We start from the raw sequence: 13,956 nt of genomic DNA, 5'->3' as shown, positions 1-13,956 counted from the left end.
GGTGTTTCCCGTCTGCGCGGGTTCAGTACTGAGTGCGGAAGCGGGTCCAGATGCGGGTGCGCTCGCGCTGGTCCTTGAGCGTCAGTTCCTGCTCGCCGAACAGGCGGTCGCGCACGGCCTTGTCCGGGTAGATGTCCGGGTCGTTCGCCACCGCCGGGTCCAGCAGTGGCGTGGCGGCCTTGTTGGCGTTGGCGAAGAACTGGCTGTTGGTCAGCTCGGCGATGGCCTCGGGGCGCAGCATCCAGTCGATGAAGGCGCGGGCCGCCTGCGGGTGCGGCGCGTCGGCGGGGATGACCATGGTGTCGAACCAGATCAGCGTGCCCTCGCGGGGGATGCGGTAGATCACCTCGAAGGGCATCTTCGCCTCGCGGGCCTGCTCGGCGGCGATGGCGGCGTCGCCGTTGTAGGTCAGCGCCAGGCAGATCTCGCCCTTGGCCAGGTCGTTGATGTGCTTGCCGGCGCCGACGTAGCGCAGGTTCGGCTGCACCCGGGTGAGCAGCTCATGGGCCGCCGCGAGGTCGGCCTTGGCGGTGCTGTAGGGGTCCTTGCCGAGGTAGTGCAGGGCGACGCTGATCACCTCCTGGGGCGAGTCGATCACGGCGATGCCGCAGTCCTTCAGGCGGCTGGCGTACTCGGGCTTGAACAGCAGATCGAGGCTGTTCAGCGGCGCGTCGGGGATGCGCTTCTGCACCGCATCGCGGTTGATCCCCAGGCCGATGGTGCCCCAGGTATAGGGCACGCCGAAGCGGTTGTCCGGGTCCACGCTGGCCAGCTTGGCCAGCAGCTCCGGGTCGAGGTTGGCGTAGTTGTGCAGTTGCTCGCGCTCCACCGGCTGCACGGCTTTGGCCTTGATCGCCCGTGCCAGCCCACTGCTGGCCGGGAACACCACGTCATAGCCGCTGCCGCCGGTGAGCAGCTTGGCGTCCAGGGCCTCGGCGCTGTCGAAGATGTCGTACTTCACCTTGATGCCGGTCTCGGCCTTGAAGCGCTCCAGCGCCTGGGGCGGGATGTAGGCGGACCAGCTGTAGAGGTTCAGCTCCCGGTCCTCTGCGTGGGCGGGCAGGACGCAGGTGGCGAGCAGGGCGAACAACAGGGAAAGGCGCATGGCGAAAGCTCCCGGGGGTCGGTGGATGGAACGATCCTGCGCCGGGCTTTGCTTCGGATAAATATGAAGTGTTCTACTTTGGCATCTACCGCCATCAATGTATGGAGATCGCCATGCTCGCCCAGCTCCAGGACCTCGATCTGCAACTGCTGCGGCTGTTCATCGCCGTGGTGGAGAACGGCGGCTTCAGCGCCGCCCAGGGCGAGCTGGGCATCGGCCAGTCCACTATCAGCACACAGATGGCCAAGCTGGAAACACGCCTGGGCTTTCGCCTGTGCGAACGGGGCAAGGCCGGCTTCCGCCTCACGCCCAAGGGCGAACAGGTGCTGGCGGCGACGCGCCGGCTGTTCGGCGCCATCGAAACCTTCAAGGGCGAGGCGCGGGGCATGGCCGACATGCTCCTGGGCGAGCTGCGCATCGGCCTCTCCGAATCCCTCGACGACACGGTGATGCTGCGCCTGGCCGACGCCATCCGCCGCTTCCGCGCGCGCAACCAGGCGGTGCGCATCGAGCTGCTCAGCGCCATGCCCGCCGAGCTGGAGCGGCGCCTGCTGCAGGACCAGCTGCACCTGGCCATCGGCTACTTCTCCGGCAACCAGCAGGCGCTGGAACACCAGCCGCTGTTCATCGAGGAGCAGATTCTCTTCTGCGGCGCCGGGCACCCGCTGTTCGAACACAAGCGCATCAGCGAAGACGACCTGCGCCGCTGCGACCGCGTGCTGCACCCCTACCGCTTCATCGGCGAAGCCGAACCCTTCCAGTCCGCCGCCAGCAGCGCGGTCACCGAACAGGTGGAAGGCACCCTGGCGCTGATCCTCTCCGGCGCCCACATCGGCTACCTGCCCCGCCACATCGCCGCACCCTGGGAGACCCGCGGCCAACTGCGCGCCCTGCTCCCGGAGCGGCTGGGCTTCAACGTCGAATTCCGCCTCACCCACCACCGCGGCCGCGAACCCAGCGAAGCGCAGCAAGCATTCGTCGAAGATATCCTGGCCGCCTTCGCCGCCCTGTAGGGGCGAATTCATTCGCCAAGCAGTGCGCAGCGCTGCCCCGACTCGGTGTCACAGGTAGCGCCGCTGGTGGATGGAAAAAGCGCCATCCACCCTACGCCCGATCATCACCCGAGCCTCGATGCCACTGACTTGCCGCTTGGAGCTTGCCACTTGCCACAGCGGCCCCGCCGCTACATATACCAGCGATATTCCCGCGCGCTGACTTCGTTGATGAAGTCGAGGTATTCCTGGCGCTTGTTCTCGCAATAGACCATCACGAACTCGCTGCCGAGGCCTTCGTTGACGGCGGCGCTCTGGCGCATGGCGGTGACGGCGGCGGGCATGTCGGTGGGGAAGTCGATGCCGCTGGAGCGGTCCTCGTTGAGCGGGGCGATGGGTTCACGGGCGGCGTCGAGGCCGTGTTCCATGCCGGTGAGGATCGCCGCCAGCACCAGGTAGGGGTTGGCGTCGGCGCCGGCCAGGCGGTGCTCGATGCGCAGGTTGCGGCCGTCGGATTCGGGGATGCGGATGCACGCGTCGCGGTCCTCGAAGCCCCAGCTGGCGCGGCTGGCCGCGTTGACCATGGCGCCGTAGCGGCGGAAGGCGTTGTGGTTGGCGGCGAAGATCGGCATGCAGTCGGGCAGCAGCTCCAGGCAGCCGGCCACGGCATGGCGCAGGGGGCGCTGACCATCGGCGTCGAGCAGGTTGGCACCGGCCTCGTCGTAGAGGCTGACGTGCACGTGCATGCCACTGCCCGGGGCGTCCAGGTAGGGCTTGCTCATGAAGCTGGCGCGGTGGCCGTGTTTCAGCGCCACGCCCCGGGTGCTGCGGCAGAACAGGGCGGCCCAGTCGGCGGCCTGCAGGCCGTCGTCGCAGTGGCCGAAGTTGATCTCGAACTGCCCCGGGCCCAGTTCGGCGGTGATGACGTTGGCCGCCACGCCCTGCTGGTTGGCCGCCTCGACCATCTCGTGGAGCACGGTGGAGAAGCGCGACAGGCGCTCGATGTGCATGTTGGGCTGGTCGTCCTCGTCGTCGCACAGGGCGTCGCGGGGGAACTGCGGCAGGCCGTCCTTGAGCTTGCGATCGAACAGGTAGAACTCCAGCTCGAAGGCCACCACCGGGCGGATGCCACGGCGCGCCAGGCGCTGCAGCACACGGGCCAGCACCTCGCGCGGCTCGAACTCGATGGGCGCCGAGGTGCCGTCGGAGGTGATCAGCATCTGCCCCAGGGGCTGGCGCTCCCAGCACACCGGCTTGAGGGTGCCCGGCACCAGGCGCCGCGGCGCATCCGGGTCGCCGTCGGCGAAGCAGTAGTCACCGATGGGGTACAGCCCGCCCTGGGTGCCCAGCAGTACGCAGTTCTGCGGCAGCTTCAACGGGCTGCCGCCAGCGACCTTCTCCAGCATCTCCACCGGGTAGCGCTTGCCATAGAAATGCCCGGGAATGTCCAGGCAGATCAGGTCCACGTAGCGGATTTCCGGGTACTGGGCACGGAAGGCACGCACTTCGGCGAGCAGGTCGGGATGCGGGTTTGTTGTTGTCATCGCTGTGGTCCTGCAAGGAAAGATAAGAGTCGGTTTAGGGCTGAGCGAGCTAGAGCGAGGCAAGGCGAAAGCGATCGAGGAAGCGGAGTCTACGAGCGGTAAATGAGCATTCTGAGATCGCTTTCAACGCCGCATCGCCGACGCGCAGCCGGCCATAAGCCGGCTCTAGGTGAATACCCATAGGACTCGAGTTGGCCTATCGGAAAGGTTGGCGTAGCGAAACTGCGCGTGGGCCGGCAGCTGGAAGCTGTCGTTGGGCTGCAGCACCACCGGTTCCTCGGCGTCGTCGAGCCAGATGCACAGCTCGCCCTCAAGCACGAAGCCGCCCTGCTCGGAGCTGTCGTCCAGGTGGCCTTCGCCGCTGGTGGCGCCGGGTTCCAGGTGGCTTTCGAGCATGGAGAAGCCGGCCGACATGTTCGGCGAGGCCAGCACGTCGGTGATGCCGCCGGCGTAGTAGAGCGTGCGGCGCTCGCCGGGGCGGGTCACCCAGCGCACCTCGCGGGGCTTGCTGAGGCTGTAGAAGTAGGTGGTGGGCACGCCCAGCGCCTCGCTGATGGCCGTGAGGTCGGCCACCGTCGGGCGCGACAGGCCGCGCTCCACCTGGGAGAGGAAGCCCACCGAGCGGTCGATGCGCGCGGCCAGTTCGCCCAGGGTCAGGTTCTTGTGCTTGCGCAGGTCGCGGATGAGGATCGCGAGGCCTTCGATCTCGTCTTGCATGTCCATATCGGATCTCCTTCGGTACCGGCTGGCGCTGGCGTCAGGCCAGGTCGCGCAAGCGATACCAGGCTTTGCCGGCGGCTTCCAGCGGGGCTGCCAGCAGCGAGCCGCCGGGGAAGCGCGGGTTGTCGAGGCCCTGGTAGAGCGCCAGCAGCTGTTCGTCACCGAGGATGGCGTCGGCCACCGCACGGGCGCCGGCCAGGGTCGGCAGCACGCCGTGGCCGGAGAAGCCCTGCAGCCAGTAGCGCTGGCCCTGGCGGCCGATGTCCGGGGTGCGTTTCATGGTGACGTCGATGTGGCCGCCCCAGCCGTAGTCGATCGGCACGCCCTTGAGCTGCGGGAACACCCGCTCCAGGTAGGGCCGGGTGGCCGCCGGCACGTCCTTGGGCAGGCCGCCCAGGTAGGTGCAGCCGCCGCCGAACAGCAGGCGGTGGTCGGGGGTGAGGCGGAAGTAGTCGGGCACGAACTGGTTGTCGATCACGCAGCTGTTCTTCGGCAACAGCGAGCGCGCCAGCTCCGGGTCCAGCGGCGCGGTGGCCACCTGGTAGGAACCCACCGGCAGTAGGCGCGAGGACAGCTGGCGGTCGAGGCCGTCGACATAGGCGTTGCAGGCCAGCACCAGCACATCGCCACGCACCTCGCCTTCGGGGGTGTGCGCCACGTAGCCGGCCGGTGTGTCGCGGTACTCCAGCACCTGGCTCTGTTCGAAGATGCGCCCGCCGGCGGCCTCGATGGCGGCGGCCAGGCCCTGGGCCAGCTTCAGCGGGTTGAGGTGGGCGGCTTCCGGGTCATAGAGCGCGGCCTTGTAGCGCGGGCTGGCGATCCACTCCGGCAGCTCGTCGCGCTCGATCAGGCGCATGGCGTCATAGCCCCACTTCTGCTCGGCGTCGCGCTGGGCCTCGCGCAGCAGTTCGACGCGGCGCTCCAGCACCGCCGTCCACAAGCTGCCCACACGGTAGTCGACGTCGAAACCGTGGCGCTGGGGCAGCTCGCGCATCTCGCCTGCGGCCCAGCGCATGCTGTCCCAGAGGCGGCGGGTGCGCTCCTGCCCCAGGGCCTTTTCCAGCGGCGGCATGTCGCAGGACCAACCCAGCAGCGCCTGCCCGCCATTGCGCCCGGACGCGGCCCAGGCCACCCGGCTGGCTTCCAGCAGCACCACGCGCTTGCCGGCCAGGGCCAGGCGCAAGGCGGTGTGCAGGCCGCTGAAGCCGGCGCCGATGATCAGCACATCGCTGTCCAGGCTGCCCTGCAGGCGCGGGCGCAGCGGAATGGAACCGGGGTAGGTGGCGGCGTAGAAGGTGCCGACATGCTGGGCGGATTGCTTGAACATGCGAGCCTCATGAAATTTTTATTGATAAATTTCATGAAAATCTATCACTAGAATTTCACAAAACCAAGCGGCGAGATGCCGACGATCACGACCGGCTCACAGGATGGCGTTGCACCCGAGGCAAAAGCTGTTGTCCGATAAGCCGGTAAGAACCATCGAGCCGCGAGCCCTCGCGGCGGCAGGAGTGAACGGATGAAAGCGACAACCCTGGCAGCGCTCTGCGCCCTGGCCCTGCTGGCCGGCTGCAGCCATGACCAGCCCAAGCCCGAGGCGCCGCCGCAGCGCCTGCCCAACCAAGTGCAGGACCAGCCCACGCCCCTGGAACTGCTGCGCACCAACGCCGAGCGCGGCGACCTGGAAGCGCAATTCCAGCTGGGCAGCCACTTCTTCGTGGCCAAGCCCGCCGACCTCAAGCAGGCGGAGTTCTGGTGGAAGCGTGCCGCCGACAAGGGCCACGCCATGGCGGCGGTGAGCCTCGCCTACCTCTACACCGGGCGTAACGACCCGGCCTACGCCAACCAGCAGGCGATGCTGCAGTACCTCAACCAGTCCGCCGCCACCGGCAACCCGATGGCCCAGCACGTGCTCGGCAGCCTCTACCTCAAGGGTGAACAGGGCGTGCCACGCGACCCGGACCAGGCCCGGCGCCTCTACCAGGCCGCCTGTGGCCAGCGCTACGAGGCCAGCTGCGCGGCCCTGAAAACCCTGCCCTGACCCCGAGCCTCAAGGACGAACCATGCGCCCGACACTCCCGCTCTGCCTCGCGCTGCTGGCCCTGCCAGCCGCCGCGCTGGCCGACGAAGACTCCGGCTCCTGGCTGCTCAGCAGCAGCGCGGCCATCACCTTCGCCCCCGCTACCACTAGCAACCTCAGCCAGGAGGAACGCCAGCCGGGCATCCAGGCCCAGGCGCGGGATGATGCGATGGCCTTCATCGCCAGCAATGGGCGCATCCGTGGCGCGCAGCTGGAGCGCGCCCTGCAGGAACTGCACCGACAACCGGCGACGGCGAGCGCCGACGACATGAGCCTCGCCCGCGCCCTCGCCGCCTCGGCCTATCGCTGAGGCGTGCGCACCAGGGTCAGCCCCGCATAGGCGGCGCGCTGGCGCTGCACCCAGGTCGCGTACACCACCAGCACCAGCAGCACGCCACCGAGCACCAGGGAGGAGCCGACGGTGCCGAAGTCCAGCCCGCCCTTCTCGTGGGTCTTGGTCAGCACGTCGCCCAGGGTCGCGCCGAAGGGCCGGGTGAGCACGAAGGCCAGCCAGAACAGCAGCACGGTGGAGATGCGCGTGAAGTAATGGGCCGCCACCACCAGCGCCAGGGCACCGCCGATCAGCAAGGCGCCACCGGCGAAGCCGAGCCCGGAGTCATCGGCGAGGAAGTCGCCCAGCGCCGTGCCCAGGGTGTTGGAGAAGAGAATCGCGCCCCAGTAGAACAGCTCGCCCCGCCGCGAACGGATGCGGTCCACCGACAGCGAACCCTCGGTGACCCGCCACAGCGCGAAGATGCACAGCAGGATGCCCACCAGGATCGCCGAGCCGGTGGCGTAGCCCAGGCCCAGGGTGCGGTCCATGAAGTCCGACATGGTGGTGCCGGCGGTGCTGGTGGAGAGGATCACCGCCCAGTACACCAGCGGGTTGTAGCGCTTGCTCGCCAGCTGCGTGAACAGGGTGGCGAAGAAGGCGCTGATGAGGATCAGCGAGCTGATGGCGTAGCCGACGTCCAGGGTCATCGACAACAGGTCCCCGGCGGTCTCGCCCAGGGTGGTGGCGCAGATCTTCATGATCCAGAAGGCCAGGGTTATCTGGGGCAATTTATTCATCACGACTCCCGGGGCCCGCACGGATGTGGCTGCCTGATGGATGCAGCCCTCTGCGCGGACACGGACCCGGTCTGCCCAGCGCGAGGCGAGAGTGACCGGGAAGGAGTGAAAACGCGGTGAAGGAAGGATGAAAAAAACATCACCCGAGGGGGCTCAGCCCACTTCGGCAGCCAGGGTCGCGCGGTTGCGGCCCTCCCCTTTCGAGGTGTAGAGCGCCTCGTCCGCCCGCTTGTAGAGGCTGTCGCGGGTGTCGCCGGGCTGGCTCAGGGCCATGCCGACGCTGACGGTCAGCACCGGGCCGATGCTGGAACCCTCGTGGGGGATGGCCAGCCCTTCGATGCGCCGGCGCACCTCTTCCGCCACCCGCTCGGCGAACACCGGCACCAGGTCGCAGAACACCAGGGCGAACTCCTCGCCACCGAGCCGCGCGGCGAAGTCCAGGGAGCGCCGGGGCGTGCTCTGCAGGGCCTCGGCCACCGCCTTGAGCACCGCGTCCCCGGCCGGGTGGCCATAGAGGTCGTTGTAGCGTTTGAAGAAATCCACATCCACCAGCATCAGCCCCAGGCAATGGCGCTCGCGCTGGCTTTCACGCAGGGAGCGATCCAGCAGGATCTCGAACATGCGCCGGTTGCACAGGCCGGTCAGACTGTCGCTGTCGGCCAGCTCCTTGAGCGCCGCGCGGGTGAGGAACTGGCGCCGCGTGGCCGATTCCTGGAAGTAGCGCGACATGCCGGTGAAGCACATGGCGACCAGCGGGTAGATGGACAGCGCGACGAAGTCGTCGAGATAGCCTTCCGGCAGGTAGAGCGGGATCAGCACCAGCATGGCGATGAAGGTGATCACCGCGCAGACCACCGAGCCCCAGTAGCTGTAGCCCACGGGAAAGAAGATGGCGATCAGCACCAGGATCATGCCGTCGATGTTGAAGGGCATGCCCACCTCTTCCAGCAACTGCATGTAGAGGATGTTGCTGGCCAGGGTCGTGGCGCTGATGACGAACATCGCGCAGGGCACCCAGAAAGCCCCGGCACTGCGGTCGTTGCCCTGCAGCACCATGGTGGCCGAGAGCATGATCCCGGCCAGGGCCACCAGGCGCATGGCGAAGATCGCCGGGGTCAGCGTCGCGTCGTAATGGCGCAGGGCGTAGAAGACATCGACACCGAGAAAAAACAGCAGCGCCAGCAGCAGGATCGAAATGGCTCCGATGCGCGTGTTGCGAAAGGCCCGGTAATTGGAGATGCGGTATTCCGCCTCCAGTTCGGGCTCGAAACGCAGCCACCCAAAGCCTTTATTGAGCTGCCGCGTGTAACGGCTCTCGGCGTAGTGGCTGAGCAACAGCTGGACCTTATCCATCCCTGACCTCACCTCCCGCACCCTCAGGTAAACAGCTTCCAGGGGATCGCCCATACAAAGCCGACTTGCCGAAAGTATGGCACGGCGCCACCAGCGCCAACCGTCCCTGTATCAATCCTTGTGCGGGTTTCAGGCCATACCGCTGGTCGTCAGGCGCCGCCTCGCAACCCCTGGCGCCATGCCGTTGAAACGCTTGAAGGCGCGACTGAATGCCGCATCCGACTGGTAGCCGAGGCGCTCGGCGAGCTGGCCGACGCCCATCTCGCCGTCCTGCAGCCAGCTCAGGGCCAGGCTCATGCGCCAGCGCGCCAGGTAGTGCATGGCCGGCTCGCCCACCTGCTCGCTGAAACGCGCGGCGAAGGCCGAACGCGACATGGCCACCTCGCCGGCCAGGGACTCCAGGGTCCAGTTGCGCGCCGGGTCGCGGTGGATCAGCGCCAGGGCGCGGCCCACCTGGCGGTCCTGCAGGGCGCCGAGCCAGCCGGTACGAGCCGCCGGGTCACGCTCCAGCCAGGCGCGGATGGCCTGGATCACCAGGATGTCGGCCAGCCGGGTGATCACCGACTCGCCACCGGGGCGCAAGGTGCGCGCCTCGTCCCGCATGAAGCGCAGCGTGCCCTGCAGCCAGTCGCCATTGGCGCCCTCGTCCGCCCCCAGCACCAGCACCCGGGGCAATGCCTCCAGCAGTTGGCGGGCCAGCGGGTGATCGAAGCGCAGGGCGCCGCAGACCATCTCCGCCCGCTCGCCACCGCCGCCGTGGCGGAGAATCTCGTAGCGCTCGCTGACCGGCTCGCGGGGCAGGTCGAACAGCCCCTGGGCCGTGCTGCCCGGCTCGTCCACCAGGCGATGGCCACGCCCATGGGGCACCAGCACCAGGTCGCCCGGAGCCATGGCCAGCGGCGTTTCGCCATCCAGTTGCAGCCAGCAGCGCCCGCTGGTGAGCACATGGAACATCAGGCACTGGGGCATGGCCGGCAGCTCCAGGCCCCAGGGGGCGGAGAACTCCGAACTGCAGTAGAAGGTGCCGCTCATGCGCAGGCTGTGCAGGGCCTCGCCGAGAGGGTCGGGAAGGGACCAGGCGTCTTGGGTATCCATGCATTCCACTCTGAACCCGGCATTGCCGGGCGTCCAGAATATCTGGACGAATGAGCATATCGGCGCGACTCCGAATCATTGTCCGTCCAGCTGGAGGCGCCGAAACTGGATTCCCGGCACAGGCATCCCGCCTGCCGCCCAGCGATCAGGAGCAACACCATGATCATCACCGTGATGGGCGCCACCGGCCAGACCGGCCACGTCATCTGCACCCGCCTGCTGCACGCCGGCGCCACCGTCCGCGCCCTGGGCCGCAGCGAGGAAAAGCTCGCCCCTCTGGCAGCCCTCGGCGCCGAACCCTGGGTCGGCGCGCCAGACGACGCCGCCTTCCTCGCCCGGCCCTTCGCCGGGGCCGACGCCGCCTACCTGCTGCTGCCCTACGGGCTGGACGTGGACGATTACCTGGCCCGCCAGCGTGAACAGAGCGAGGCCATGGTCGAAGCCATCCGCGCCTCCAGGCTGCCCCGCGCGGTGGCCCTGAGCAGCGTCGGTGCCGAACTGGCGAGCGGCAACGGCCCGATCCGCAGCCTGCACAGCCACGAAGCGCGGCTGCGCGGGATCGAGGGGCTGGACCTGCTGATCCTGCGGGCCGGCGCCTTCTTCGAGAACTTCGTCCCGGCGCTCGGGGTGATCCGCGAGCACGGCATGGTGGCCGATGCCATGGCCCCCGATGTCGACCTGCCGATGATCGCCAGCCGCGACATCGCCGAAGCCGCCGCCCAGGCGCTGCTGGCCACCGACTGGCACGGCCAGCGGGTGCGCGAGCTGCTGGGCCAGCGTGACCTGAGCTATGCCGAGGCCACCCGCATCATCGGCGCGCGCATCGGCCAACCCGAACTGCCCTATGTACAAATGCCCCAGGAGGAGATGGCCGGCATCCTCGCCGGCGCCGGGTTCTCCGCCAGCCTCGCCGCCCTCTATGTGGAACTGGCGCAGGCCATCAGCGACGGGCGCATCCGCTCGCTGGAGGGGCGCGACGCGAGCAACAGCACGCCGACCGCCTTCGAAGCCTTCGCCGACGAACTGGCCGCCCTGTACCGCTCGGCTTGAGCACGAGAACGGTGGCGCACCCGTGGTTCCGGTGCGCTGCTAAGCTCGCTGCCTCACAGGCCCATGGATGACGACGATGAAACGGCTGCTGCCGCTGGCCCTGCTGTTGATCAGTGCCAACGCCCTGGCCCAGGGCTGCGATTACCGCCCTGCCCCGCAACAGACACTGGCCGGCGGAAAGCTGGCGGGCCTACCGCTGGTGCTGGCGGGTAAGGAGAAGCTGCAACTGGGCCTGGTGGAACAGCCCGAGCTGCTGCTGCACAGCGGTGATCTGCTGATCGCCCGTTACCCCGGCGGCCACAACATCGCCCACCACGTGATGACCGCTCAGGAGTTGGGCAGCGCCAACCTGGGCACCCCGGCGCAACAGGTGCGCCTGCTGTTCGGCGATGACAGCGCCGCCACGCTGGAGGCCCGCGAATGGGTGACCTCCATGCGCCAGGCCATGGACCTGTGCAGTGGCAAGGCCAGCCTCACCCCCTACCGCATCGACGGCATCGAGCTTTTCGCCTGGCGCACCAGCCAGGACGGCAAGCCCTACCAGGTGTTCTTCATCCCCGATGGCGAGCAGGTGCACTACCTCGAAGTACGCGGCCCCGCCGCCTTCGCCGACCAGGTGCTGGCCGGCGTGCACAGGCGACCGCCGAAGCGATAGCGGAGCGTCGGGTTTCACCCGACCTACGAGAGCGGCGTTATGCACGCTCGTAGGTTGGGCCGAGGTATGAGGCCCAACGCGCGGAGTCGAACCCGGCATCGGAGGTTCCCGGGCCCCTTGTAGGGCGGGTGAAACCCGCCACCTCGGCGTCGCCAAGCTTCGCGAGCAGAGCTCGCTCCTACGAGAGCCGGCGTCATGCACACCCGTAGGTTGGGCCGAGGTACGAGGCCCAACGCGCGGAGTCGAGCCCGGCATCGTTGGGCCTCGCTGCGCTCGGCGCCAACCTACAGAGAGCGGTCCATCATCGCGTGCATCAACTGCCGATCACGCCGCCGTCGTTCTTGGTGATGAGCACGGTGGTGGAGCGCGGGCGGCTCTTGCCGTCGCTGGCGGGGTAGCTGATGCCGGGGTGCTGGATGTTCACCCACATGCTGCGGCCGTCCGGGGTGAAGGTTATGCCGGTGAGTTCGCAGCCACGCGGGCCGACCAGGAAGCGACGCACCTCGCGGGTCTTGGGGTCGGCGCAGAGCAGCTGGTTGCAGCCGATGCGGGCCATGGCCGGCTCGATGTCGTCGAAGTCGGTCTCGATCCACAGGCGGCCGGCGGGGTCGAAGGCCAGGCCGTCCGGGGAGGAGAAAGCGTCGCCGTTGATGGTGCCGATGAGGTTGGCCGGCACCGCCTGGCCCTTGTCGTCCTTGGCGCCCTGGGGCTCGCCGGCGAGGAGGAAGATCTCCCACTGGAACGTGGTGGCAGTGGGATCGCCGCCCGCCTCGTTCCAGCGCAGGATCTGCCCGTGCAGGTTGTGCGGGCGCGGGTTGGCGGCGTTCACCGGCTTCTTGCTGCCCCGGTCGTCGTTGTTGGTAAGGGTGACGTAGACCTCGCGGGTCTCCGGGTGCGCGGCCACCCACTCGGGGCGGTCCATGGGCGTTGCGCCGAGTATGTCCCCAGCGGCACGGGCGTTGAGCAACACCTCGGCCTGGCTGGCGAAGCCGTTCTCGGCGGTGAGGCCGTTCTGCCCGTGCACCAGGGCCAGCCACTGGCCCTTGCCGTCATCGTCGAAGCGGGCGACGTAGAGGGTGCCGTCGTCCAGCAGGTCGCGGGCGGCCTTGGGGTTGGCGGCATCGAAGCGGCCGCTGGGCACGAACTTGTAGATGTACTCGCCCTTGGTGTCGTCGCCGTAGTAGTAGGCCATGCGCCCGTCCTTGCCGAGGGACAGGGTGGAGCACTCGCGGCAGAAGCGGCCGACCGCGGTGCGCTTCTTCGGCTTGCTGCTGGGGTCGAAGGGGTCGATCTCCACCACCCAGCCGAAGCGGTTGGGTTCCTGCACATGGCCATCGTGGGGCTGGTCGCGGTAGGGCGTGGCGTCGAAGCGGGCATCGGCGGTTTCCCAGCCGTAGTTCTTGCTCACCCCTTCCTTGGCGATGCCGTAGCGCTTGTGGGACACGCGCTGGGCGTAGTCGGCCGGGTCGCGGTTGATGAAGTAGTTGTGCCAGTTCTCCTCGCAGGCGAGGTAGGTACCCCAGGGGGTCACGCCCATGGAGCAGTTGTTGAGGGTGCCGATCACCTCCAGGCCGCTGGGGTCGGAGGCGGTCTTCATCGCGGCGTTGCCGGCCAGCGGGCCGGTAAGCTGCATGGGCGTGAGGGTGGAGATGCGGCGGTTGTAGCGCGAGCCGGCGACCCGCTGCCAGTGGCCGTCGCCGTCCTTCTTCACCTCGATGACGCTGACGCCGTGGGCCGCCTGTTCCTTCTTCACGTCCTCCGCCTTGCGCTTGCCGTCGACGAAGACGATGCCGGCGCTGTGCAGCGTGGGGTTGATGTACTCGTGGTTGATCACCAGCAGGCCGTGGTCATTGGGCGCATCGGGGAAGGGGAAGAAATGCATGCCGTCGTGGTTGTCGCCGGCCTGCTTGAGCTGGTCTTCCCAGGTTTCGCTGGCATCGCCCTTGAAGGCCGGCGCATCGGCCAGCACCGCATCACCCCAGGAGAAGAACGGCGTGGCGCTGTAGCCGTCGGCGACTATCACCTTGTCGAACTTGGCATCGAACTGCTGAGGCACGCCCTTGAAGCCCAGCAGGCCGTCATCGGCCACCGCGCGGCAAGCGCTGATGCCGCCACCGAAGAAGCCCAGGGCGGCCATGGCCAGGCCGCCCTTGAGGACGTTGCGGCGGCCGGCGTCCACCATCTGGTCCAGGCTGCGGTTGCCGCTGGGGTTGATGGCCACGTCGTCATGGGCGGCGAGTGCGGCGTGGAAGGCGTCGAAATCCTGGGTCATCACGGTTCTCTTCTGGTTA

At 68.1% G+C, this 13,956-nt stretch carries 13 protein-coding genes; 5 read left to right on the top strand and 8 right to left on the bottom strand.

What is annotated here, in order from left to right; genetic code table 11:
* Positions 1-22 precede the first annotated feature (22 nt).
* Positions 23-1,105, bottom strand: a complete 1,083-nt coding sequence (locus tag OEJ36_RS18945) for a polyamine ABC transporter substrate-binding protein (RefSeq protein WP_263402834.1) — start codon at positions 1,103-1,105, stop codon at positions 23-25.
* A 113-nt stretch (positions 1,106-1,218) separates the two neighbouring features.
* Between OEJ36_RS18945 and OEJ36_RS18940 the strand changes: the two genes are divergently transcribed.
* A complete protein-coding gene (locus OEJ36_RS18940) occupies positions 1,219-2,118 on the top strand; it encodes a LysR family transcriptional regulator (protein ID WP_263402833.1) in 900 nt (299 codons plus the stop codon).
* 170 nt (positions 2,119-2,288) lie between these two features.
* On the opposite strand, the gene OEJ36_RS18935 is transcribed toward OEJ36_RS18940, so the two are convergent.
* From OEJ36_RS18935 to OEJ36_RS18925, 3 genes are all read right to left on the bottom strand, one after another.
* Positions 2,289-3,641, bottom strand: coding sequence for a glutamine synthetase family protein (locus tag OEJ36_RS18935; RefSeq protein ID WP_263402832.1), 1,353 nt, complete (start codon positions 3,639-3,641; stop codon positions 2,289-2,291).
* 165 nt (positions 3,642-3,806) lie between these two features.
* Positions 3,807-4,364 (bottom strand): helix-turn-helix domain-containing protein, encoded by a 558-nt coding sequence (locus OEJ36_RS18930; RefSeq protein ID WP_263402831.1) that lies wholly within the window; start codon positions 4,362-4,364, stop codon positions 3,807-3,809.
* 34 nt (positions 4,365-4,398) lie between these two features.
* Positions 4,399-5,688, bottom strand: coding sequence for an NAD(P)/FAD-dependent oxidoreductase (locus OEJ36_RS18925; RefSeq protein ID WP_263402830.1), 1,290 nt, complete (start codon positions 5,686-5,688; stop codon positions 4,399-4,401).
* 192 nt (positions 5,689-5,880) lie between these two features.
* Here OEJ36_RS18925 and OEJ36_RS18920 point away from each other — a divergent pair, with 192 nt between their 5' ends.
* Both OEJ36_RS18920 and OEJ36_RS18915 read left to right on the top strand, forming a co-directional pair.
* Complete coding sequence (locus OEJ36_RS18920; protein ID WP_263402829.1) at positions 5,881-6,402, top strand: tetratricopeptide repeat protein; 522 nt, start codon at positions 5,881-5,883, stop codon at positions 6,400-6,402.
* 22 nt (positions 6,403-6,424) lie between these two features.
* Positions 6,425-6,751, top strand: coding sequence for a DUF2388 domain-containing protein (locus OEJ36_RS18915; RefSeq protein WP_263402828.1), 327 nt, complete (start codon positions 6,425-6,427; stop codon positions 6,749-6,751).
* Here the strand turns inward: OEJ36_RS18915 and OEJ36_RS18910 are convergent.
* The 3 genes from OEJ36_RS18910 to OEJ36_RS18900 form a co-directional block, all read right to left on the bottom strand.
* Positions 6,742-7,512, bottom strand: coding sequence for a hypothetical protein (locus tag OEJ36_RS18910; protein WP_263402827.1), 771 nt, complete (start codon positions 7,510-7,512; stop codon positions 6,742-6,744). The two genes, OEJ36_RS18915 and OEJ36_RS18910, sit on opposite strands and share 10 nt — an antisense overlap.
* Positions 7,513-7,665: 153 nt before the next feature.
* A complete protein-coding gene (locus tag OEJ36_RS18905; protein ID WP_263402826.1) occupies positions 7,666-8,865 on the bottom strand; it encodes a diguanylate cyclase in 1,200 nt (399 codons plus the stop codon).
* Between the two features lie 129 nt (positions 8,866-8,994).
* Positions 8,995-9,960: an AraC family transcriptional regulator gene (locus OEJ36_RS18900; protein WP_263402825.1), complete on the bottom strand. Its 966-nt coding sequence runs from the start codon at positions 9,958-9,960 to the stop codon at positions 8,995-8,997.
* A gap of 159 nt (positions 9,961-10,119) precedes the next feature.
* On the opposite strand from OEJ36_RS18900, the gene OEJ36_RS18895 reads away from it, so the two are divergent.
* Positions 10,120-11,010 carry an NmrA family NAD(P)-binding protein gene (locus OEJ36_RS18895; protein ID WP_263402824.1) on the top strand — a complete coding sequence of 297 codons (891 nt, stop codon included), beginning with the start codon at positions 10,120-10,122 and terminating at the stop codon, positions 11,008-11,010.
* 76 nt (positions 11,011-11,086) lie between these two features.
* Positions 11,087-11,665 (top strand): hypothetical protein, encoded by a 579-nt coding sequence (locus OEJ36_RS18890; protein WP_263402823.1) that lies wholly within the window; start codon positions 11,087-11,089, stop codon positions 11,663-11,665.
* A gap of 313 nt (positions 11,666-11,978) precedes the next feature.
* Here OEJ36_RS18890 and OEJ36_RS18885 read toward each other — a convergent pair whose 3' ends face one another.
* Entirely contained in the window at positions 11,979-13,937 is a 1,959-nt protein-coding gene (locus OEJ36_RS18885; protein ID WP_263402822.1) for a PhoX family protein, read from the bottom strand.
* Positions 13,938-13,956: the final 19 nt, after the last annotated feature.

Source organism: Pseudomonas sp. PDM13, assembly GCF_025685765.1.
Taxonomy (GTDB): Bacteria; Pseudomonadota; Gammaproteobacteria; order Pseudomonadales; family Pseudomonadaceae; genus Metapseudomonas; species Metapseudomonas solani.
This window is presented reverse-complemented; position numbering and strand designations above follow the sequence as displayed.

What these genes read in the sequence shown, in the direction of transcription:
- OEJ36_RS18945 (WP_263402834.1), bottom strand. Translation starts at nt 1,105, where the DNA reads ATGCGCCTTTCCCTGTTGTTCGCCCTGCTCGCCACCTGCGTCCTGCCC.
- OEJ36_RS18940 (WP_263402833.1), top strand. Translation starts at nt 1,219, where the DNA reads ATGCTCGCCCAGCTCCAGGACCTCGATCTGCAACTGCTGCGGCTGTTC.
- OEJ36_RS18935 (WP_263402832.1), bottom strand. Translation starts at nt 3,641, where the DNA reads ATGACAACAACAAACCCGCATCCCGACCTGCTCGCCGAAGTGCGTGCC.
- OEJ36_RS18930 (WP_263402831.1), bottom strand. Translation starts at nt 4,364, where the DNA reads ATGGACATGCAAGACGAGATCGAAGGCCTCGCGATCCTCATCCGCGAC.
- OEJ36_RS18925 (WP_263402830.1), bottom strand. Translation starts at nt 5,688, where the DNA reads ATGTTCAAGCAATCCGCCCAGCATGTCGGCACCTTCTACGCCGCCACC.
- OEJ36_RS18920 (WP_263402829.1), top strand. Translation starts at nt 5,881, where the DNA reads ATGAAAGCGACAACCCTGGCAGCGCTCTGCGCCCTGGCCCTGCTGGCC.
- OEJ36_RS18915 (WP_263402828.1), top strand. Translation starts at nt 6,425, where the DNA reads ATGCGCCCGACACTCCCGCTCTGCCTCGCGCTGCTGGCCCTGCCAGCC.
- OEJ36_RS18910 (WP_263402827.1), bottom strand. Translation starts at nt 7,512, where the DNA reads ATGAATAAATTGCCCCAGATAACCCTGGCCTTCTGGATCATGAAGATC.
- OEJ36_RS18905 (WP_263402826.1), bottom strand. Translation starts at nt 8,865, where the DNA reads ATGGATAAGGTCCAGCTGTTGCTCAGCCACTACGCCGAGAGCCGTTAC.
- OEJ36_RS18900 (WP_263402825.1), bottom strand. Translation starts at nt 9,960, where the DNA reads ATGGATACCCAAGACGCCTGGTCCCTTCCCGACCCTCTCGGCGAGGCC.
- OEJ36_RS18895 (WP_263402824.1), top strand. Translation starts at nt 10,120, where the DNA reads ATGATCATCACCGTGATGGGCGCCACCGGCCAGACCGGCCACGTCATC.
- OEJ36_RS18890 (WP_263402823.1), top strand. Translation starts at nt 11,087, where the DNA reads ATGAAACGGCTGCTGCCGCTGGCCCTGCTGTTGATCAGTGCCAACGCC.
- OEJ36_RS18885 (WP_263402822.1), bottom strand. Translation starts at nt 13,937, where the DNA reads ATGACCCAGGATTTCGACGCCTTCCACGCCGCACTCGCCGCCCATGAC.